This window comes from Nocardia yamanashiensis, from assembly GCF_021183565.1.
In the GTDB taxonomy this organism is placed as follows: Bacteria; Actinomycetota; Actinomycetes; order Mycobacteriales; family Mycobacteriaceae; genus Nocardia; species Nocardia yamanashiensis.
On sequence record NZ_CP089226.1, the window covers coordinates 3,430,985 to 3,449,839 of the forward strand.

Here is an 18,855-nt window from a genome sequence, read left to right on the forward strand (position 1 = left end):
CGGTTCCGTGGGCGGACGAGCCGCTCCGGTGGGCGGGGTGTGCGGTGGTTCCGGTGTGTTTGTCATGTACACGACATACCCAGCAAATCCGAGAGCATGGGCGGCGTGCCGGATGGATCAATGCGCCATGGATTCGGCCTTGGAAGCGAATCGGTTTTCGAGTTCGACTCCCTCTATGTCGAGGTCGGGAACGTAGCGGGCGAACCAGCGCGGGTGGTGCCACATGCGGGCGCCGATGAGCGCGGTGATCGCGGGGATGAGGGTGAGGCGGACGATGAAGGCGTCCAGCAGGACACCGATGGCGAGGGTGAACGCCAGTGGACGCACGATCGGGCTGTCGACGGTGGTGAAGGCGACGAAGACGGCGAACATGATCAGCGCGGCTGCCGTCACCACGCGGGCGGAGTGGGCGACGCCGTTCTGAACCGAGGTGATCGCGTCGCCGGTGCGGGTGAACTCCTCCTTGATGCGGGAAACGACGAAGATCTGGTAGTCACTGGACAGGCCGAAGATGATGGCCAGGGTGATGATCGGCAGGAAGCTCAGCGTCTGCCCTTCGGGGAGATTGAAAACGCTTGCGCCCCATCCCCATTGGAAGACCGCCACCTGCACGCCGAGGGAGGCGAAGACCGACAGGACGAATCCGGCGATGGAGGTGAGCGGCACCAGGATGGTGCGGAAGGCGATGGTCAGCAGCACCAGCGCCAAGCCGACGACCACCACCAGGAACACCGGCAGCGCTTCGCCCAGCCGCTTGGAGGTGTCGATATTGGCGGCGGTGGTGCCGCCGACCAGATACGTTGCCCCCGTGCCGTTCTCGATGGCGTCCCGGTCGTCGCGCAGCCGCTTCACCAGGTCATCGGTCGCGGAATCGGCGGGACCGGTCTTGGGCACGACCTGAATCAGCGCCATCCCGTTGTCCGCGGCCGCGGGCTGCACGACCGCGACGCCCGGCTCCTGCTGCAAGCGCCCGATCAATGTCTGCGCCGCATCGGGGGCGGCGTGCGAGAGATCGGCCACCACCAGCAGCGGGCCGTTGAACCCTGCCCCGAACGACTCGCTCACCAGGTCGTAAGCCTTACGCGCGGTGCTCGATTCGGCTTCGGTCGCACCGCTGGGCAATCCGAGATCCATGCGGGTGGCCGGAATGGCCAGCACCGCCAGCACCGCGACGCCGGCCACCAGCAGCGGGACGCGGAATCGGGTGACGAACCGCCCCCAGGCGTGCCCGCAGGTGCGTTCGGGCTCGTAGGCGGCCAGGCGCGCCACCTGTTCGGGCTTGCCCGGCTGCAGCGGCGGGGTGATGAACTTGGCGACCAGACCACCCGCGAACGACAGCAGGGCGGGCAGCAGCGTCAGGGCGACGAGCAGGGCCACCAGCACCGCGCCCGCCGCGGTCAGGCCCATGACGGTGAGGAACGGGATGCCCGCGACCGCCAGTCCGCACAGCGCGATGATGACGGTGACCGCGGCGAAGACCACCGAACTGCCCGCGGTGCCGACGGCCAGCGGAATCGATTCCGCCGCAGTCATTCCCAGCACGATGTGGTGACGGTGCCGGGACAGGATGAACAGTGCGTAGTCGATGCCGCACGACAGGCCCAGCATGAGCGCCAGCGAGGTCGCGGCAGAGGGGACGTCGACGAACGCGGCGATGCCGAGGATACCGGTGAGCCCGATGCCCACGCCGACCAATGCGGTGACGATCGGCAGGCCGGCGGCGACGACCGCGCCGAAGGTGATCAGCAGAATGACGAAGGCCGCGACGATGCCGAGAATCTCAGGGGTGTGCGGGATTTCGGCGGAGAACCCCGGATAGACGGCACCGGCGAACTCCACGCGCAGCCCCGCGTCGCGCGCCGAATCCGCGACCCGGTTCACCGCATCGAGGGTGCTCTGCTCGACCTCGCCGGCCGATACCGCGAACTGCACGCTGCCCAGCGCCACCCGCTGATCCGGTGACACCGCCCGCGACTGGAACGGGTCGACCACCGCCGCGACCTGCGGCAGCCCTTTCAGGCCGGTCATCACCTGTTCGATCTCGGCGCTCACCCGCTGATCGCTCACCTTGACCATGCCCGGCGTGGCGAAGACGACCTGCATCTGCGCGCCGCTGAAGGCGGGCAGCCGCTCCTGCAGCAGCGACACCGCGTCCTGCGATTCGGTGCCGGGGACGGTGAAATTGTCGTTGGTCTTGCCGCCCGTGCTCGCGGCGAACGTGATCGCCCCGATCAGCAGGACGACCCAGACCGCCAGCATCCACCAGCGGCGACGGGCCACGAACCGGCCCAGAGCGAACAGATAGCGAGACATGCGCTTCCTCCTACCCAGACATCGACAAAGGGTCTAGCGGTAGCGATCACGCATAATTTCGCTACCTTAACACTGGCGCTGACGGCATCGTCATCAGTGTCATTCGCATCAATCCGTGGCTTTCGGGGTTGGTCAGCTGGTCACGGGAGTTCCCACAGCGCGGCCACGGGGCACGAGGTGACGGCCGCCCGTGCGGGGGTGAGTTGCTCCGGCGGGATATCGGCGCCTTCGAAGTGGTGGACCAGTACACCGTCGTCGTCCAGTTCGAATATCGCGGGGGCCTGCTGCGTGCACAGGCCGTGTCCTTCGCAGCGGTCGTGGTCGGCGGAGATCTTCACCAGGGTTCCTCCTTTCAGGCCGGGACGAGTTCGATCGGGAGCCGCCCGAGGCGGTGGATGATGTTGTTGCGCACCCATTCGGGTGGCCCCGCCGGTTCGATCCGGTCGACACGAGCCACGAGGGCGCGCAGCATCGCCTGGGTTTCCAGGCGGGCGAGGCCTTGACCGGCGCAGCCGTGCGCGCCGTGGCCGAAACCGAGCTGAGGAGCGGCGTTGCGGCGGATGTCGAAAGTGTCGGGGTCGTCCCACTGCAGCGCGTCGCGATTCGCCGAGGCATAGAGGACGAGGACGCGTACGCCCGCGGGCAGCGCGGCGCCGGCTATTTCGGTGTCGCGCGCGACCTTGCGGCTGAAGGCACGCAATGGGGATTCGAACCGGACGATCTCGTTGACCGCGTTGGGAATCAAGCCGGGTTCGTTCTTGAGGAGCTGCCACTGACCGGGGTGGGTGGCGAACAGGTGCAGGGCGCTCGCGATCGCGCTGAGAGTCGTGTCCAGGGACGGTGCCAGGTAGTCGATCATCAGCGCGGGGCATTCCGCATGGGCGAGTTCGCCTGCGTCGGCCGCGCGCAGCAGGTCGTCGCCCATGCTGCCCGGCAGCACCTTCCGCCGCTTCGCGACGGTGTGCGCGAACCGCAGCATACCCAGACCGGCTGGTATCGACTGCACAGCCTGGCCGTTCAGGGGGCCGAGGGCATCGAAAGTGGCCGCGCCCCAGCGCAACAGGTTCTCCCGCCCCTCCGCCGGCCACCCGACGAGGTCGGGAACTACCGACATGGGCAGGGCGGCCGCGACCTCGACGCCATCGACGGTGCGCTGTTCGATTGCGGCATCGACGATTTCGACCGCCTGGCGTTCCACGACTTCGGTCATCGCGCGCAGTGCCCGGGGCGTGAGCCGGTGGGCGACCCGGGCGCGGCGGGCCGCGTGGTCCTCGCCGTCGCTGTTGAGGGTCGTGCCGCGGGAAAGCCGGTTGGCGACGGGATTGAGCGCGACGCCGTCGCCGGAGACGAAGGTCTTGTCGTCCCGCAGCACGGCCTTGCATTCGGCGTAGCGGGGCAGCGCGTAGACCTTGTGCTGGGGCAACCACACCACTGGGCCGAGTTCACGCAGCTTCGCGTAGTGCGGGTACGGGTCCAGGATCGCTTGCGGCGCATAGATGTCCGGCCGGTACACCGGCACTTCATGACGTGGGCGCATGATCTTTCCTTGTCATGTTCAGCAGGGGCCCGCGGTGAACCCCGGCAGGATCTGGGAGAGGCTGTTGCGCCTTCACCGTGCGGTTTCCGGATCGGGGCGGTGTGGGGGTCGTAGGCGCGGGAACAGCGCTGAAGCGTTGCCGCGGAGCATGAGCCGGCGTTCGGAGGGAGTCAGCAGTGTGGTCGAGGCAAGTGCCTCGGCAAGGCCATGTACCGCCCAGTCGGGGGTGAAGGGGAAGTCGCTACCGTAGAGCAGGCGGTCGGGGGTGACGAGTTGCATCAGGGCGGGTAAGGCGCGGGGTAGCGCGAATCCGGCTACGTCGTAATGCATTCGGCCGAGCGCGGCGAGGACGTCCACCGGTGATGCGGGCGAGTCGAGCACGGCGAAACCGGCGATGCGGTCGGCCAGGACCGGCAGCGCGGCGCCGGCGTGCGGCACGATGAAGCGGATGTTCGGGTAGCGCTCGGTGACGCGGTCGAGGATGAGTTGCGCGACGGTCCGGGTGGTGTCGAAGAGGAACTCGATCATGGGCCGGGGGCGGCCCAGGCTGGTGTGCTGCCAGCAGGCGGGAGAGGTGGGATGCAGGTGGACGACAGCGTGGCGGCTATCCAGTTCCGCCAGTAGCGGGGCGAAGGCGGGGTCGCCGAGATATGTTCCGCCGTAATTAGTTTCGAGAGCGATACCGTCGGCGGACAGTTCGTCGAAGGCGTGCGCGACCTCGGCGACCGCTGCGTCGACGTCGGGCAGCGGTACCGAAGCCAGTAGTCCGAAGCGGGCCGGGTGGTCGTGAACCAGGCGTGCGCCTTCCTCGTTCACGGTCCGCGCGAGGTCGCGGGTTTCGCGCGGGTCCTGCATCAAGACGCCTGGGGAGGACACCGAGAGCAGCGCGACTTCCACGCCTGTGCGATCCATCAACTCGAGTGCCGCGGCGGCACTCCACTCGGGGAGGGCAGGCATCCCGTCGGGTTGAGCGTGCCCGGCGGCCACGAGCGCCTGCCGCAGCCGGGGCGTGAGGAAGTGCGCGTGCACGTCGATAGCACCGGACAGCGGATGGGCCGAGCCTGACGCTACGTTTTCCGACACTCGGAGATCTCCTCTGCGACAGTGGTATTCGAAGGCGACGATCCACAAGCCGGCGACATCGTCACGGGTGTCCCTCGCATCGACCGGCGGCTTTCGGGGTTGGTGAGCCGGCCTGCGCTGGGCGGGTGCTCGGCGCGAAAGTCGGCAGTGACGGCAGCAGATCCGACAGGGTTCTGCCGCAGGTCTGCACGGTGCCGTCGGGGCGGACGAGTACGGCGTCGGTGCGCCCGGCGCGGAGCCAGCGGTGCAGTGCGGTGCCGGGCGTGGCGTGTAGCACCACACCGCCGCGTTGTTCGATGGGTGCGGTCTCGGCCGGTGATGGGGCGGAAGTCGTGATGACGGCGTAGCGACCGGCGATGAGGTCGTCCACGCGGCCGTCGGCTATGTGTTCGTTCGGGACCAGGCGTCCGGCCAGGCCTCGGCGTAGCGGTGGTGCGGCTACTAGTGCGGAGCGGTGTAGTGGCGGGGACTCTCCGCTGATGATCGTCCGGGTCAGTCCGGGCAGGTGGTGCAGGCGCGGAGCGAGCAGACTGCGGAGCCGATTGCCCAGTTCGCCGCCCTCGGTCATGGTGAGGCCGGTGAGTTTGGCCAGGCGGATCATCGTGTGCGCGTGCGGTTTCCGTTCGGTTTCGTAGGTGCCGAGGACTGATTCCGGCAGTTCGCCGCGGAGCACCCCGGCGAGTTTCCAGCTGAGGTTGGCGGCATCGCGCAGGCCCGCGCCCATGCCCTGGCCGATGAACGGCGGGGTGAGGTGGGCGGCGTCGCCGAGCAGGAACACCCGCCCGGTGCGCCAGCGGTCGGCCAATTGCGCGCGGAAGGTGTACTCCGCCACCCTGACCAGTTCCAGACCCGCGTGGTCGGCGTCGGACAGCCAGGGGGTCAGCAGCGGCCACAGGCGGTCGAGATCACCGTAGTCGTCGGCGGATTCGCCTGGCCGCAAACGGAATTCCCATCGATGGCGGGTTGTGCCGATGCGCATGTACGTGGCGGCTCGGCTCGGGTCGCACACCTGATGCACGCCACCCCAATGCCCGGGATCGATCGTGGTCGCGAGGTCGACGACCAGCCAGCGCTGCTCGAATCGCAGGTCCCGCATGTGCGCGCCGATCGCAGTGCGCACCAGGCTGTTCGCGCCGTCGCAACCCAGTACATAGTGGGCGCGTACCGACTCGGTCGCGCCGGTCGCACGGTCGTCGAAATCCACGCGGACACAGTCTTTCTCGACCGTCAGCCCAGTGACTTCCACACCCCCGCGCAGCGAGACGGCCGGATACAACGCCAGATTGGCCCGCAACAGCGCTTCCAGCTCCGGCTGGTCGAACAGGTTGGCTTCGGGGAATCCGTTGCGGCCCCCGGCCGGGTCGCGGTCGAATTGCGCCAGCACCCGGTGCCGTGGATCCACCAGCCGCAGCCCCAGGGCGGGCCGGGTGATCGCGTCGAATCCCGCGCCGATGCCGAGGCGTTCCACGATCCGCCGGATCTCACCGTCGAGGTGGACGGCGCGCGGCTGCGGGTAGACGCCGTCCCATCGCTCGAGGACCAGCGATTCGATGCCGTACTGGGCCAGCAGCGTGGCCGCGGTGAGCCCGGACGGTCCCGCCCCGACGATCACCACCGGAATCGTCGGCGATGTCATCGGGATCCACCGGTGAATGTGGCCACGTAGGCCGCGGCGGCCAGCGCCGTGGCGGCGGCGGGCGCGATTTCGGTTGCGCTGTCGCGGTTTCGGAGATGGCTCGCGACCGCACCGGTCATCATAAGCACCAGCCCGGCCCCGGCCGCCCGGCCGATCGCGGGGCGGATCGGTCCCAGCAGCAATCCACCAGCCGCGACCAGTTCTACCGCGCCGATGCCGCGATAGGCGGTGGTGGAGTATCCGAGATGCGCGGCACGCTCGCGCATCGACGCCACCCCCGCGACCTTGGCTGTGCCGAGCGCCAGGAATTCGGCCGCCAGCACGCCACCGAGTACCTTCGTCACGGTTTTCATTGCCGCACCTCTATTCTCGCGTCGATCGCATAGCGGCCCAGGATCGCCTCGACCGCAGCCCGGTCGGCGGCAGGGGCCAGTACGACGGTGGCGACGATCGCACCGTCCTCCACCGCGGCCGCGACCTGGGCCACACCGGTGGACTCGGCGAGCGCGTCGAGGAGTTCGTGTCGCGTGGCATCGGCGCGCAGGCCCAGCTTGTACGGCTTGCCGACATCGGTGACCGGCAGCGCGTCCAGAACGGTCACGGTTTTGGGCGCGGCGGCGCGCTCGGGTACCCGCTCGGCCGCCCACACCACGAGCTCGTCCTCGGTGACGTCGGCGCCGGCGGTCAGGGCGACATACGCGACCGGAACCTCACCGGCGTGCATGTCCGGGCGGCCGACCGCCCCGACGGCGCTGACCTGCGGGTGGCTCAGCAGTGCGTCCTCGATGCTCGCGGGATCGATATTGTGGCCGCCGCGAATAATGAGATCCTTTGCGCGACCGTGCAAATGGATGAATCCCTCGGCGTCGATATGGGCCAGGTCGCCGGTGCTCAGCCAGCCGTCGACCACGGCGCCCAGTCCGTCGAGGCGGTGGCCGTGTTCGTCGCGGCCGGTCACGTATCCGGCGAAAATCGTTGGGCCGCTGATGACCAGGACACCCTTCTCCCCGGCGGGCAGGGTCTCCCACGCCCCGTCTGCAGTCGTGCGCACGACCGCGACCTCCTGATAGGGCATGCGCTGCCCGACCGCGCCGGGCCGGGGAACATCCGGGAAGCTGCGCGCGGAGGCGCACGTCGCCTCGGTGAGGCCATATCCCTCCACCAGCGTGACTCCGGTATGCAGCTCGAAGTTCTCACGCACCGCTACCGGCAGCGGTGACGCACCGACCATCGCGTAACGCAGGCTCGAGATGTCGGCGCCGATCGGGCATTGCGCCAGCACCGCGTACACCGTCGGCACCGCGCTCATCGTGGCAATCCGATAGTGCGCCACGATATTCCAGAACTCCGCGAAGAGCGTGAAGTCCCGATACCCCAGCGGACCGGCCCACACCACCGGCTGACCGCGGAACAACGGCGCGAGCAGCGTGACAACCAACGCGTTGACATGAAACAGCGGCAGCGCGGCGAAAACCACCGACCCCTCGTCGAGCAGCGAGTTGGCAGCGATCATCCACGCATTGGACACCTCACCGGAATGCCGGTGCGCCGCCAACTTCGGCACCCCCGTCGTACCGCCGGTGTGAAACAGCGCCGCCAAATCCGATGCGGTCGGCAGCACTCCATGAAACTGACTCGAATCCGCTTCGGCGGCAAGAGTATCGAGATAGCCGATCACGACACCTTCGATGCCTGGCAGGGCCAGCGGCCCCACGGCATTCGGTACCGAGTCGGGCGTCGAGTTCGATGCGGCGGCATTCGACGAAACCGCTTTCGGCCTGGCGGAGTTCGGCCTGGCGGAGCTCGGGGCGACAGCGTTCGGCACGGCCGAGTTCGGCGTCGCGGTGTTCGAGGGGACCGCATTCGGCCAGTCGGTCGGCGCGGCCGCGTGCGGCGCGGCGGCGTGCGGCGCGGCGGCGTGCGGCGCGGCGGCGTGCGGCGCGGCGGCGTGCGGCGCGGCGGCGTGCGGCGCGGCGGCGTGCGGCGCGGCGGCTGTCGGGCGCAATACCAGTAGCGCATCCAACAGGCCGCGTGTGGCGAGTACGCTTGCGGTGGTCCAGGTTTCGGGTGCGAGTTCTGGACCGGCGGCGATCAGGACCCGGGCGCCCGAACGGCGCAGTAGTTCGGCGATGTGCTCGGGTGATAGGCCGCCGTTGATCGGCGCGGCGATGCCTGCCAGTTGTGCGGCGAGGGTGGCGGGGATCAGGTCTGCGCAGTTGGGTGCGATCAGGGCGACTGCGTCGGTGCGGCGTACGCCGAGGTCGTGCAGTAGGTTCGCGTACCTGTGGACGTCGGCGAGCAGCTCGGAGTAGGTGCGCTGCAATGGCTTTCGCCACCGGGCCGCATCGGGCAGTACGGTGATCGCGGTGCGGTCGGGCCACCGCGTCGCTGCGCGGACGAGCAGTGCGTAGGTCGATTCGGGTAGGCCGCGCGCCTCGAGCGGTATCGCTTCGATGGCGGCCAGGTCCTCCGGGGCTGTGTACCGGGGCCAGAGCAGGTCCTCGGCTGCGGTCTCGAGGGTGGGGTTGCCGGTCATCGGGCGTACCTCACGACCGTCCGCTGCCGGCCCAGGTCCAGGGCGCCGTCGTCGGTGCCGATCGTGGCCTCGACCACGTCCCCGTCCTTCAGATACTTCGGATTCTTGGCCTGGCCTTGGAAGAACATCTTCCACTTGACCTTCGGCGGCAGCAGCGAGGCGATGATCTCTACCGGCTTGGGCGGGGCGCTGAGCGCGGTGCCGATCGGGGTGCCGGTGAGCAGCAGATCTCCGGCGTCCATGCGCTGGAAGCGGGTCAGCGCGCGCAGCGTCTCGACCGGCCGGTAGATCATGTCCGCGACCGTCATGTCCTGCCGCAGCTGGCCATTGACCCACAGCCGCAGCCGCAGATCACCGAACCGCTTCAGCTCATCGGCGTCGAGCAGCACCAGCGCCGGGCCGACGGGGGTGAAGGTCGGATACGACTTCGCTTCGTAGAACTGGGTTTTCGGCAGCTGCACATCGCGCGCCGAGATGTCATTGGTGACGACCAGGCCCGCGACGTAGTCCGCGAGGTTCTCGGCCGAGATCTCGGAGCCGACCGGCATTTCGCGGCCGAACACGAGGCCGATCTCCACCTCGTAGTCGAGCAGCTGCACATGCGCGGGCCGGATGACATCGTCGTGGGGCCCGCTGATCGATCCGGACGTCTTGCGGAAGAACGTGAGCGGCACCGTCTCCGGATCCATCCCCGAATCCTTCACGTGGGACGCGAAATTCGTCATCTGCGCCACCACCCGGCACGGCGCGGTCACCGGCGAGATCAGCGAAAGGCTCTCCACCGCCACGGTTTCCGCACCGGATGCGGCCGCGTCGATCGCCGCACGATCGGCGAGCAGTTCCCGCGTGGTCGTCGCGGCGGTATCGATGCGGGCGGCGCCGGCGGGGGTCCGCACCCACCAGGCGTCGGCGGTGCGAAGAATGGATGTGCTCATGAATTGGCCACTTTCATCAGGCCGCGCAGGCGGCGGATATCGAATTCGTTGTCCTCGCGCAGCGCGTCGACGATCGAGCGCAACTCGCGCAGCGATTCGGCGCCAGGCTTGATGCCGAGGAAGTCCTTGGTCACCGGCGGACCCCATTGCGCCAGACCGGAAGCGCTCATCGGCGCCCAGCCCGGTTCGAGGGTGCAATCGAACATGTCGCCGTCGCTGAAGTGCTCGACCATGAACCCGTCGGGATCACGCCAGTAGTCGAAGATCTGGCTGCCCTGGATGTGGCGGCCAATCCCCCACGATCGGTGATAGCCCTGCTCGCGCAGGTATTCACCGCCCGCGGCGAGCGCGTCCAGGTCGGCGACCTGATACGCCGAGTGCACATACCGGTTCGATGGGCCGAGGGTCAGCGCGAGCGTGTGATGGTCGGCCGGCACCGAACCCCGGTCGCAGCGAATGAAACTCATGACCGGACCGCGCTCGCGCTGGCCCGGGTAATAGAGGAAGTCGCTGACGATCAGCCCCAGATTCCGCAGATACCAGTCGAGGGTTTCGCGGTATCGGGTCGACTGGATCACCACGTGCCCGAGCCGGCGCACGCGTGCCGGTGCGCGCAGCGGTCGCTGTGTGGCATTCACCCGCGTCATCTCGTCCCCGAAGTTGAACAGGTGCGGCCGCTGCGTCGGTAGGGCTTCCAGTTCGTGGGTCTCGGCGACCACCCGCACCCGCAGGCGGCTCGGATCCACCAGGTCGACGGTCAGCCCGCCCAGCGACTCCGGCAACGGTTCGGCTCGCGTACCGGTCACCCCGGCCAGTCGCAGCAGATCGGTGGAATCGGCGGCGCGAAAGGCCGGACCGACGAAGCGCGAGCGAGCGCCACGCCGGATGAGCACACAGGGTGAGCCCGGATCGGTCCCGCGCAATCGCAGCTCGCCGGGCGTACGCGACGCGGTCGCGAATCCGAAGGCGTGCGCGAAAGTCTCCGCGCGGTCCAGGTCGGGCTTCTCGAACTCCAGCCACGCCAGATCCAGCACCTTGATTACGGGATTGTTCGCCCGGCCCGGATGCTCACCCGCGTGCGCCCCATGTTCGCTGTGCAGACCGCTGTGTACATCGTGATGGCCGCTCATCGACCACTCCCTTCCAAGTACTGACGATATCGTCACTTACGAGTGGTGAGTCAGTCAAGAGCTTTCTGACGATTCCGTCAATATTGAGACGAGCGGCTAGGATGGTGAGTCCGGACAGCAGGAGAGGTGTATCGATGACCGCGAGCAACGGGTCGGGACCCAATCGCCTGGAACGCCGCAAGGCACGTACGCGCGCCGCACTGGTCGGCGCGGCGCAATCACTGCTGGCCGACGGCAAGCTCAACGTGCCGATTCTGGAGATCACGCAGGCCGCCGACGTCGGCATGGGCTCGTTCTACAACCACTTCCAGAGCCGTGAGGAACTGTTCCAGGCCGCCGTCGAGGAAGCGCTCGACCGGCACGGCGCCCTGCTCGATCTGCTGTGCGAGGACATCGACGATCCCGCTCAGGTCTTCGCGCAGAGTTTCCGCCTCACCGGCCGCCTGCACCGCCGGCATCCCACCCTCAGCAAGGTCTTGCTCAATGACGGTCTCCGCCTGGCGAATTCGGACCGCGGGCTCGCACCTCGCGCCCGCCGCGACCTGGAGGCGGCGGCCGCGGCCGGGCGCTTCGACATTCGCGATCCGGAACTGTCCATGACCGTCGTCGCCGGCGCGGCCCTGTGCCTCGGACGCCTGCTGCACGACCATCCCGAACGCGACGACGCCGAGGCCACCGACCAGGTGGCCGAGGATCTGCTGCGCATGTTCGGCCTCTCCGCCGCGGAAGCGCACGAGATCTGCCGGCGCCCGCTGCCCCCGCTGGACCTGCCGCGCACCGATTGACCTACAGCGGGACCTCATCGAAGGACGGCATGCCTCGGCCGGTCGGCCGTTTACCCGTGGCGGACCGGGGCACCACGAGACCAGCCGCGCATCGCGCCGTGTGCATTGCTGAACGAATATCCGAGTGAGGTGAACCGCGATGGCCGCAGATCGCTCGACCCCGACGCCGGCCGGAGCCCGTCCCGACCTGGACGCGGACCGGCCCGAGAGTCCCACCGAATTGTCGAAACCGTCGCTGATCGCGGTGGTGCGGCGCGCGGCGCGGGAATTCAAGCGCGACAACCTGACTGATCTGGCCGCCGCCCTCACCTACTACGGCGTGCTGTCGATCGTGCCCGGCTTGATCGTGCTGGTGTCGCTGCTGGGATTGCTCGGGCCCGACACCGCCGACGACGTGGTGAATCAGGTGCAGCAGATCGCTCCGGGTTCCAGTGCGGAGTTCGTGCACAACCTGGTCACCCAGGCCCAGTCCAGTAAACGCGGGGCGGGGCTCGGGGCGATTCTGGGCCTGGCGATAGCGCTGTGGTCCGCGTCCGGATACGTTGCGGCCTTCATGCGGGCGTCCAATGTGGTGTACGGGATCGGTGAGGGCCGGCCGATCTGGAAGACCGCGCCGATCCGGTTGGGCGTCACCATCGTCGCCGTCATCCTGCTGGTGCTCAGCGCGATCATCGTGGTGGTGAGCGGACCGGTCGCCCGGCAGCTCGGCGATCTGCTCGGCCTCGGCGATACGACGGTGCTGGTATGGAATATCTCCAAGTGGCCGGTGCTGTTCGTCCTGGTGACGGTGCTGCTGGCGATTCTGTTCTGGGCCAGCCCGAATGCCCGGCAGGGCGGCATCAAATGGGTCAGCCCGGGAGGCGTTGTCGCCGTACTGCTCTGGCTGATCGTGTCCGGATTGTTCGCGATCTACGTCGCCAACTTCTCCTCCTACGACAAAACCTACGGTTCGCTCGCGGGCGTGGTCATCTTCCTGGTCTGGTTGTGGCTGAGCAATATCGCCCTGCTGCTGGGCGCGGAGATCAATGCCGAGCTGGACCACGGCAAGGCTATCGCGGAAGGGCTGCCGGAAGAGGTCTCCCCCTTCGCCGAGCCCCGCGATATGCGCAAACTGGATCAGCGAGACCGAGAGGCCGTCGAGCAGGCACGGTCTGCTCGCCACGACTGAATCGGCGCTCCCCGTTCGGAACCGGTATTACGCTGCGGCGAAGGCGGTTCGGAAGGCGGTGCGGGTGGTCTCGCCGGGGGTTCGGTCCAGGATCGCGAAGGTGATCTCGTCGAAGTGGCGGGCGAATCGGCCGCTGCCGGTCAGGAGGGTGCGGAAGACTCCGGCGACCGTGGCGGGGTCGTTGCCGTAGGCGCCGCAACCCCAGGCGCCCAGCACCAAACGGCGGTAGGCACTTGCTGTTTCGAGAATTCGTTCCGCGCGGGAGGCCAGTACCGCGGGGACCCGGTGCGCCTCGGTGGGCTGGTCGCGTTCGATCACATTGGTCCGGGGCGCGGGGGCGGAAATGAAGCCCACCGTGTACGGGGTGTCGAGCAGGGTGCCGGTGTCGTCGCGGAAGACGGGGACCGCGGGCGAGAGGATCACGCGATCGCTGTAGAACGGGTCCGGCGTGCCGCGGTGGTACTCGTAATACTGCGGCACGTTCAGCAGGGTGGTGTACAGCGCCGATGCCCGGCACAAGGCTTCTTCCTGGGTGCGGGCGCCGGCGATGTAATGGCCGCCGGGATTGCGGGCGGACGCGAAATTCAGGACCGCGACCGGCTCCGGATCGGCGTCGACCAGCCGGCGGGCCGCGGCGAGACTGCTTTCCCCGGTCACCTCGATGGTGGTGGCGGCCGTATCGCGGAGGGTGACCGGGACCGGTTCGGGGCCGAACATCCGGGTGCCCTCGACGGCGGCCCGCACCCCGGAAGCCAGCGAGACGTACCGTCCGGCGGCCGTCAGATAACCCCCGGCCGCGATGATCTGCTCATTGTCGGAGGCGATGGCTTGCAGGTCTTCGGTCACGCCGCCCATGCTCTCACGCGCCGCGCGATCCGCCCGATTTCCGAGTTTGCCGACTGTTTGACAGCGCGCGCCACGGGTATGTGCCGAAACGCAGCACCTCACCACCCGGATCGTTTCCCAACGCGGTATTCGCGCAGGGCCCTGCCCTGCGGGAACACCACCGACGAAGAGGAGAGATCATGGCGAGAACAACGCTGGATTCACTGATCGGTTGCACACTGCGCGATTCGGCCGGCGCCGAGATCGGCCGGGTCGAAAGCTTCTATGTCGACGACGAGACGGGCGCGCCCACCTGGGCGGCCGTCGCCGACGACGGCCCCGGCGGGCACACCCTGACGCCGCTGGCGGGCGCCGAATACCGGCCCGAGGACAATTCGCTGCGCGTCAGCGTCGATCGCGAGCTGGTGCGCAGCGCCCCGCATCTCGATCACGGCGGGCGGCTGGATCCCGAGGCCGAACGGGAACTGCTCGCCCACTACGGCGGCGGTCAGCGCCGCGGCATGACCGCCACCGGCCGGCAGCGGGTGCAGCCCGGTCCCGATGAGCCGATGACCTACGGCCGCGCCGACGCCGAATCGATGCTGCGCTCGGAGGAACGCATGGTGGTCGGCACCGAACGCGAGGAGGTCGGGTCGGCCCGGCTGCACAAGTACGTGGTCGAGGAGGAGCAGACCATCACCGTCCCCACCTCCCACGAAGAGGTCCGGCTGGAGCGGGAGCCGATCACCGGCAGCGGCGAGCACCCCGAGATCGGTGAGGAGCATCGCGAGGTCACCCTGCACGCGGACCGGGTGCGGGTGGACACCGAAACCGTTCCGGTGGAACGGGTCCGGCTGGCCGTCGACGAGGTCGAGGATCAGCAGTCCGTCACCGGCACCGTGCGCAAGGAGCGCGTGGAGGCCGAGGGCGTCGATCTCGATCGCCCCGAAAACGACGGGGATGCCTAGCTTTTCGCCACTCGTCCGATCGACGACCAGGAGGAATCATGGAATGGCTGCTGGGTCTGCTCGGGGGATTGGTGGGCGGCGGGATCGGTGGCGCGCGCAGCCCGTTCGGTGTGCTCGTGCACGCGCTCGTCGGTGCGGTAGCCGGTGCTGTCACCGGCGCGATCATCGAGGCCGCCACCGGTAGCGGATTGGATTTCGGCCAGATCCTCGCCCAGGTCGCCGCGGGCGGCGTGGTGGGCGCGATCTGTTCGGCCGCACTGGGATTGGTGACCAGACCGCGAACGGGCGATATCCGCTGACGTCGTCCGCCCCGGCGGACGCTTCTTCTGAGGAGCCTCGTGATGACACATTGGAGGAAATCTCTGTTCAGTGCCACCGTCGTCCTCGGCGTGTGCGGGTCGTGGAGTACGGGTCTGCTGGCCGGCCCCGTCGCGACCGCTCAGCCGGCCGACGCACAGGCGGCCATCGACGCCCACTACCAGGACAAGGGCGGTGCTTCGTCCCCGCTCGGCCAACCGGCCGGGGAGGTCTACGCCTTCGGGCCGGACGGTGCGGCGCGGAATTATCAAGGCGGAGAGATCGTTTACTCGCCCGAGACCGGCGCGCACGTGATGTACGGCGCGATCCTGGACAAGTATCTCGCCCTCGGCGGCCCGGATGCCGGGCTCGGTTATCCGACGAACGACGAGTCGGATGCCGCGGTCGCGGGCACGGCCCGGTTCAGCGAGTTCTCCGCTCCCGATGGCGCGACCATCGAGTGGAGTCCGCAGCACGGCGCCTGGCTGGTTCGCGGTCCGATCCGGGCGGCGTGGTCGAAGCTGGACGCGACCGACGGTCCGATGGGTGCGCCGATGAGCGATACCGCGGTCGCCGACGGGGTCTACAGCCAGACCTTCCGTGGGCAGAACGGTGATCCCGTGCAGATCAGCTGGAGCCGGGACGGCGGATTCGTCACCGTCCCACCGGATCTCGCGGGCCGGATCGGTGATATCGATGTCTCCGCGGCGAGCGAACCGCCTGGATCGGCGGCCGCGGGCAGCGGGGACGGGACCGAATCGGCGAGCAAATGGTGGGCCCTGCCCTTGGGGCTGGCTATCGCCGCCGTCGCGGGCATGATCGCCGCGATGGTGACGAGAACCGGTCGCCGCGAACGGAATTCGCGACCGGACGCGGTGACCCCGGCGTCCGCGGTTGCACCGTCCGCGCCGGACTCGCGGCGGGCAATGCCGTCGGCACCGGACTCGCGGCTGGTGGCGGCGGGCGGTCCGGCGCATCGGGCCGGGGCGCACCTGGCGACACCCGACGAGCGGGCACACCCGCTGACGCTCGGCGGTGCGAGCGGGCAGCGCTTCTGAAGCCCGCACGCGCAATGGGGCGCCCGTTACCTCGGGCGCCCCATTCGTATCGCCCCCGTCAGACGGACTCGATCAATTTGCCGGTCGCGACATCGAAGACGAAGCCGCGCAGCGACGTGGTCTTGGTGATGAACGGACTGTTCTCGATGCGCCGGATCGACTGGCGCACATCCTCATCCAGGTCCGGGAAGGATTCCGCGGACCACGCCGGTTTGACGCCGACTTCATCCTGGATCGAACGTTTGAACTGATCGTCGGTGAAGGTCAGCATGCCGCAGTCGGTGTGGTGAATGAGGATGATCTCCGTTGTGCCGAGCAGCCGCTGACTGATGGCCAGCGACCGGATCTCGTCGTCGGTGATCACCCCGCCCGCATTCCGGATGACGTGCGCCTCACCGTCTTTCAGGCCGAGGATCCGGTACACGTCGAGCCGGGCGTCCATGCAGGCCACGATCGCGACGTGCCTGCTGGGCGGGAGGGGCAGCGGGCCGCTGAACTGGGCGGCGTAGTCGGCATTGTTGGACAGGTATTCGTCGGTGACAGACATGATCGCTCCTTCGCCGAGCCGGGGTGAGGACATGCGAATGTATGCACCGACGGTGACGGCGCACGGCCGCGGCGGGAAGGTATCGGCTCACCGTGAAGTCAACGCTGGCGTCCCCGGCGATTCAGGGGGTGCGGTTCAGCCAGGATCGGAAGGCGTCGAAGGTGAAGGGGCGGCCGAGCAGGTCGGCGGTCAGATCGGCGGCGTCGCGGGAACCGCCGGGAACCAGGACGCGGTCGCGATACCGGTGCGCGGCGGCGGGATCGAGCAGGTCGGCGGGGTCGAAGGCGGAGAAGAGGTCCTTGGCGATGACCAGGCTCCACAGGTAGGTGTAGTAGCCCGAGGTGTAGCCGGACAGGTGGCCGAAGGACGTCTGGAAGTGAGTGTCGGGCACGCGGGCGATGAGGCTGTGCCGGCCCATCGCGGCGGCGACGGCGGCGGTGTGATCGGCGGGGCGGTCGTGGTGCAGTTCGTACGAGATCGCGGCGTAGCCGACCTGGGTGAGGATTCCGAGCGCCTTGCCGAACTCGTGGGCTTCGCGCATGCGCGCGACCAGGTCCGCCGGGATGGGCGCGCCGGTGTCGTCGACGGCGAAGGTGGCCAGCACCGTTGGGTCCCAAGCCCATTCCTCCAGCATCTGCGATGGCGCTTCGACGAAATCCCATTCGGTGGCCACGCCGGAGAATCGGGCCCAGCGTTGGCGGCCGCCGAGGACGTGGTGCAGCAGGTGGCCGAATTCGTGGAAGAGGGTGACCACGTGGTCGTGTTCCATCAGGCCGCGGGAGAAGTTGCAGACCAGGACGCCCTCGGGCAGTTGCCGGTCGGTGACGCCGGCGACGAGGTCGAATTGGGCGGCGTGTTTGTATTTACCCTCGCGCGGATGCAGGTCGAGATAGATCCGGCCGCGGCGCTCGCCGTCGGTGTAGACGTCGTAGGCGGTGACTTCCTCGTGCCAGACCGGCACCTCCACCGGCCGGTATTCGACGCCGAAGAGCCCGCCGGTGACGTCCAGCAGACCGGTGCGGACGCGCTGGAAATCGAAGTAGCGGCGCACTTCCCGGGCATCGACGTCGAAGCGTTCCCGGCGGATCAGTTCGAGGTAGTAGCCGGATTCGGAGCGGTCGACACCGGTGGCTGCGGGGTCGTCGACCTGGCGGCGGGCCAGCAGTTCGCCGAGTTCGCGGCGGCCCGCATCGGCCGCGGCAGCCGAGATCCGTTCCAGGAATTCGGCGATGGCCGCGCCGGTGCCGATCATCTTCACTTCGGCGTCGTAGTCGGGCCAGCCGGAATACCCCAGCAGCCGGGCCTTTTCGTCGCGCAGGTCCAGGATCTCGTGCAGCACATCGTTATTGGCTGGCCAGCCCCGGCTCTCGAACTCGACCGTGAGCGCCCGGCGGGCATCGGCGTCGCGCGCGAAGGTACGAAACGGCAGATAGTCCGGATAGTCGGTACTGACCTCCACCAGCTCGTCCTCCCCCGGCGCATGCGAGTCGACGAAATCGTCCGGCAGCCCGTCGAACACCTCGGGCGCGAACCGCAGCGTACGCACATCCTCGGTAATGGTCCGGCGAAAGTCCTGCTCCAACACAGCAAGCCGCTCCGAGATCGCCCGCAACCGCGCCCGCGTCGCATCGTCACTGTCCACTCCGGCCCGGCGGAAATCCCGCAACACATGCTCGCGCATCCGTACGCCGATCGCATCCAGCCCCGCCGGGTCCGTCCTCACCACCGTCTCGTAAAGCACCCGGTCGAGATCACGATCGGTCTTCACCCGGTCGATATCCTGAACCAGCTTCTCGGCAAGCCCACGCACCTCACCATCCGGATGCACCTCCGCGAACAACCCCGCAGCCGAATCGGCAGCCCGCAACGCGATATCCCCGTCGTTCCAAAGCCCCAGCACCTGCCCGGTATCCACCCCGGCACCGCCCCGCAGCGCCCGCATCGTCTCCCCCACGATCCGCAGCTGCTCGCGAACGTACCCATCGAGCCACTTCGCCCAGTCGGAGGTCGGCAGCGCCAGCGGTTCGAGAGTCATCC

Annotated in this window: 17 protein-coding genes; 5 read left to right on the top strand and 12 right to left on the bottom strand. The window is 68.4% G+C overall.

Annotated elements, in window-relative coordinates:
* Positions 1–117: 117 nt before the first annotated feature.
* From LTV02_RS16555 to LTV02_RS16595, 9 genes are all read right to left on the bottom strand, one after another.
* On the bottom strand, positions 118–2,313 hold the full coding sequence (locus LTV02_RS16555) for an MMPL family transporter (protein ID WP_233040850.1): 2,196 nt from the start codon (positions 2,311–2,313) through the stop codon (positions 118–120).
* A 140-nt stretch (positions 2,314–2,453) separates the two neighbouring features.
* Positions 2,454–2,651, bottom strand: a complete 198-nt coding sequence (locus LTV02_RS16560; RefSeq protein WP_233040851.1) for a ferredoxin — start codon at positions 2,649–2,651, stop codon at positions 2,454–2,456.
* A 14-nt stretch (positions 2,652–2,665) separates the two neighbouring features.
* A complete protein-coding gene (locus tag LTV02_RS16565) occupies positions 2,666–3,850 on the bottom strand; it encodes a cytochrome P450 (RefSeq protein WP_233040852.1) in 1,185 nt (394 codons plus the stop codon).
* Positions 3,851–3,922: 72 nt separating this feature from the next.
* Positions 3,923–4,933: an amidohydrolase family protein gene (locus LTV02_RS16570; protein ID WP_233040853.1), complete on the bottom strand. Its 1,011-nt coding sequence runs from the start codon at positions 4,931–4,933 to the stop codon at positions 3,923–3,925.
* Positions 4,934–4,994: 61 nt separating this feature from the next.
* On the bottom strand, positions 4,995–6,569 hold the full coding sequence (mhpA, locus tag LTV02_RS16575) for a bifunctional 3-(3-hydroxy-phenyl)propionate/3-hydroxycinnamic acid hydroxylase MhpA (RefSeq protein WP_233040854.1): 1,575 nt from the start codon (positions 6,567–6,569) through the stop codon (positions 4,995–4,997).
* Positions 6,566–6,922 (bottom strand): DoxX family protein, encoded by a 357-nt coding sequence (locus LTV02_RS16580; protein ID WP_233040855.1) that lies wholly within the window; start codon positions 6,920–6,922, stop codon positions 6,566–6,568. Before LTV02_RS16580 ends, mhpA begins: the two co-directional genes overlap by 4 nt.
* On the bottom strand, positions 6,919–9,105 hold the full coding sequence (locus tag LTV02_RS16585; RefSeq protein ID WP_233040856.1) for an acyl-CoA synthetase: 2,187 nt from the start codon (positions 9,103–9,105) through the stop codon (positions 6,919–6,921). The genes LTV02_RS16580 and LTV02_RS16585 overlap by 4 nt, the downstream gene beginning before the upstream one ends.
* A complete protein-coding gene (locus LTV02_RS16590) occupies positions 9,102–10,040 on the bottom strand; it encodes a fumarylacetoacetate hydrolase family protein (protein WP_233040857.1) in 939 nt (312 codons plus the stop codon). Before LTV02_RS16590 ends, LTV02_RS16585 begins: the two co-directional genes overlap by 4 nt.
* Positions 10,037–11,170: a VOC family protein gene (locus LTV02_RS16595; RefSeq protein ID WP_233040858.1), complete on the bottom strand. Its 1,134-nt coding sequence runs from the start codon at positions 11,168–11,170 to the stop codon at positions 10,037–10,039. The genes LTV02_RS16590 and LTV02_RS16595 overlap by 4 nt, the downstream gene beginning before the upstream one ends.
* Positions 11,171–11,304: 134 nt before the next feature.
* Here LTV02_RS16595 and LTV02_RS16600 point away from each other — a divergent pair, with 134 nt between their 5' ends.
* Positions 11,305–11,955, top strand: coding sequence for a TetR/AcrR family transcriptional regulator (locus tag LTV02_RS16600; RefSeq protein ID WP_067713980.1), 651 nt, complete (start codon positions 11,305–11,307; stop codon positions 11,953–11,955).
* Between the two features lie 139 nt (positions 11,956–12,094).
* Positions 12,095–13,123, top strand: a complete 1,029-nt coding sequence (locus LTV02_RS16605; RefSeq protein ID WP_233040859.1) for a YihY/virulence factor BrkB family protein — start codon at positions 12,095–12,097, stop codon at positions 13,121–13,123.
* Positions 13,124–13,150: 27 nt separating this feature from the next.
* Here LTV02_RS16605 and LTV02_RS16610 read toward each other — a convergent pair whose 3' ends face one another.
* Positions 13,151–13,969, bottom strand: a complete 819-nt coding sequence (locus LTV02_RS16610; protein ID WP_233040860.1) for a TIGR02452 family protein — start codon at positions 13,967–13,969, stop codon at positions 13,151–13,153.
* 179 nt (positions 13,970–14,148) lie between these two features.
* Here LTV02_RS16610 and LTV02_RS16615 point away from each other — a divergent pair, with 179 nt between their 5' ends.
* From LTV02_RS16615 to LTV02_RS16625, 3 genes are read left to right on the top strand one after another with little or no spacing between them, the layout of a single operon-like run.
* The gene (locus tag LTV02_RS16615) at positions 14,149–14,916 is read left to right on the top strand and encodes a PRC and DUF2382 domain-containing protein (RefSeq protein ID WP_233040861.1); all 768 of its coding nucleotides are present in this window, start codon (positions 14,149–14,151) and stop codon (positions 14,914–14,916) included.
* A 38-nt stretch (positions 14,917–14,954) separates the two neighbouring features.
* Positions 14,955–15,215 (top strand): hypothetical protein, encoded by a 261-nt coding sequence (locus tag LTV02_RS16620; protein WP_233040862.1) that lies wholly within the window; start codon positions 14,955–14,957, stop codon positions 15,213–15,215.
* A gap of 42 nt (positions 15,216–15,257) precedes the next feature.
* Positions 15,258–16,271 (top strand): LGFP repeat-containing protein, encoded by a 1,014-nt coding sequence (locus tag LTV02_RS16625; protein ID WP_233040863.1) that lies wholly within the window; start codon positions 15,258–15,260, stop codon positions 16,269–16,271.
* A gap of 58 nt (positions 16,272–16,329) precedes the next feature.
* On the opposite strand, the gene LTV02_RS16630 is transcribed toward LTV02_RS16625, so the two are convergent.
* Both LTV02_RS16630 and LTV02_RS16635 read right to left on the bottom strand, forming a co-directional pair.
* Entirely contained in the window at positions 16,330–16,818 is a 489-nt protein-coding gene (locus LTV02_RS16630) for a beta-class carbonic anhydrase (protein ID WP_067713968.1), read from the bottom strand.
* A gap of 121 nt (positions 16,819–16,939) precedes the next feature.
* Positions 16,940–18,853, bottom strand: coding sequence for a M3 family metallopeptidase (locus LTV02_RS16635; protein ID WP_233040864.1), 1,914 nt, complete (start codon positions 18,851–18,853; stop codon positions 16,940–16,942).
* Positions 18,854–18,855 lie beyond the last annotated feature (2 nt).

Coding starts and splice junctions, on each gene's coding strand:
- LTV02_RS16590 (WP_233040857.1), bottom strand. CDS start 10,040: ATGAGCACATCCATTCTTCGCACCGCCGACGCCTGGTGGGTGCGGACC.
- LTV02_RS16600 (WP_067713980.1), top strand. CDS start 11,305: ATGACCGCGAGCAACGGGTCGGGACCCAATCGCCTGGAACGCCGCAAG.
- LTV02_RS16585 (WP_233040856.1), bottom strand. CDS start 9,105: ATGACCGGCAACCCCACCCTCGAGACCGCAGCCGAGGACCTGCTCTGG.
- LTV02_RS16555 (WP_233040850.1), bottom strand. CDS start 2,313: ATGTCTCGCTATCTGTTCGCTCTGGGCCGGTTCGTGGCCCGTCGCCGC.
- LTV02_RS16630 (WP_067713968.1), bottom strand. CDS start 16,818: ATGTCTGTCACCGACGAATACCTGTCCAACAATGCCGACTACGCCGCC.
- LTV02_RS16565 (WP_233040852.1), bottom strand. CDS start 3,850: ATGCGCCCACGTCATGAAGTGCCGGTGTACCGGCCGGACATCTATGCG.
- mhpA (WP_233040854.1), bottom strand. CDS start 6,569: ATGACATCGCCGACGATTCCGGTGGTGATCGTCGGGGCGGGACCGTCC.
- LTV02_RS16625 (WP_233040863.1), top strand. CDS start 15,258: ATGACACATTGGAGGAAATCTCTGTTCAGTGCCACCGTCGTCCTCGGC.
- LTV02_RS16580 (WP_233040855.1), bottom strand. CDS start 6,922: ATGAAAACCGTGACGAAGGTACTCGGTGGCGTGCTGGCGGCCGAATTC.
- LTV02_RS16635 (WP_233040864.1), bottom strand. CDS start 18,853: ATGACTCTCGAACCGCTGGCGCTGCCGACCTCCGACTGGGCGAAGTGG.
- LTV02_RS16605 (WP_233040859.1), top strand. CDS start 12,095: ATGGCCGCAGATCGCTCGACCCCGACGCCGGCCGGAGCCCGTCCCGAC.
- LTV02_RS16615 (WP_233040861.1), top strand. CDS start 14,149: ATGGCGAGAACAACGCTGGATTCACTGATCGGTTGCACACTGCGCGAT.
- LTV02_RS16620 (WP_233040862.1), top strand. CDS start 14,955: ATGGAATGGCTGCTGGGTCTGCTCGGGGGATTGGTGGGCGGCGGGATC.
- LTV02_RS16595 (WP_233040858.1), bottom strand. CDS start 11,170: ATGAGCGGCCATCACGATGTACACAGCGGTCTGCACAGCGAACATGGG.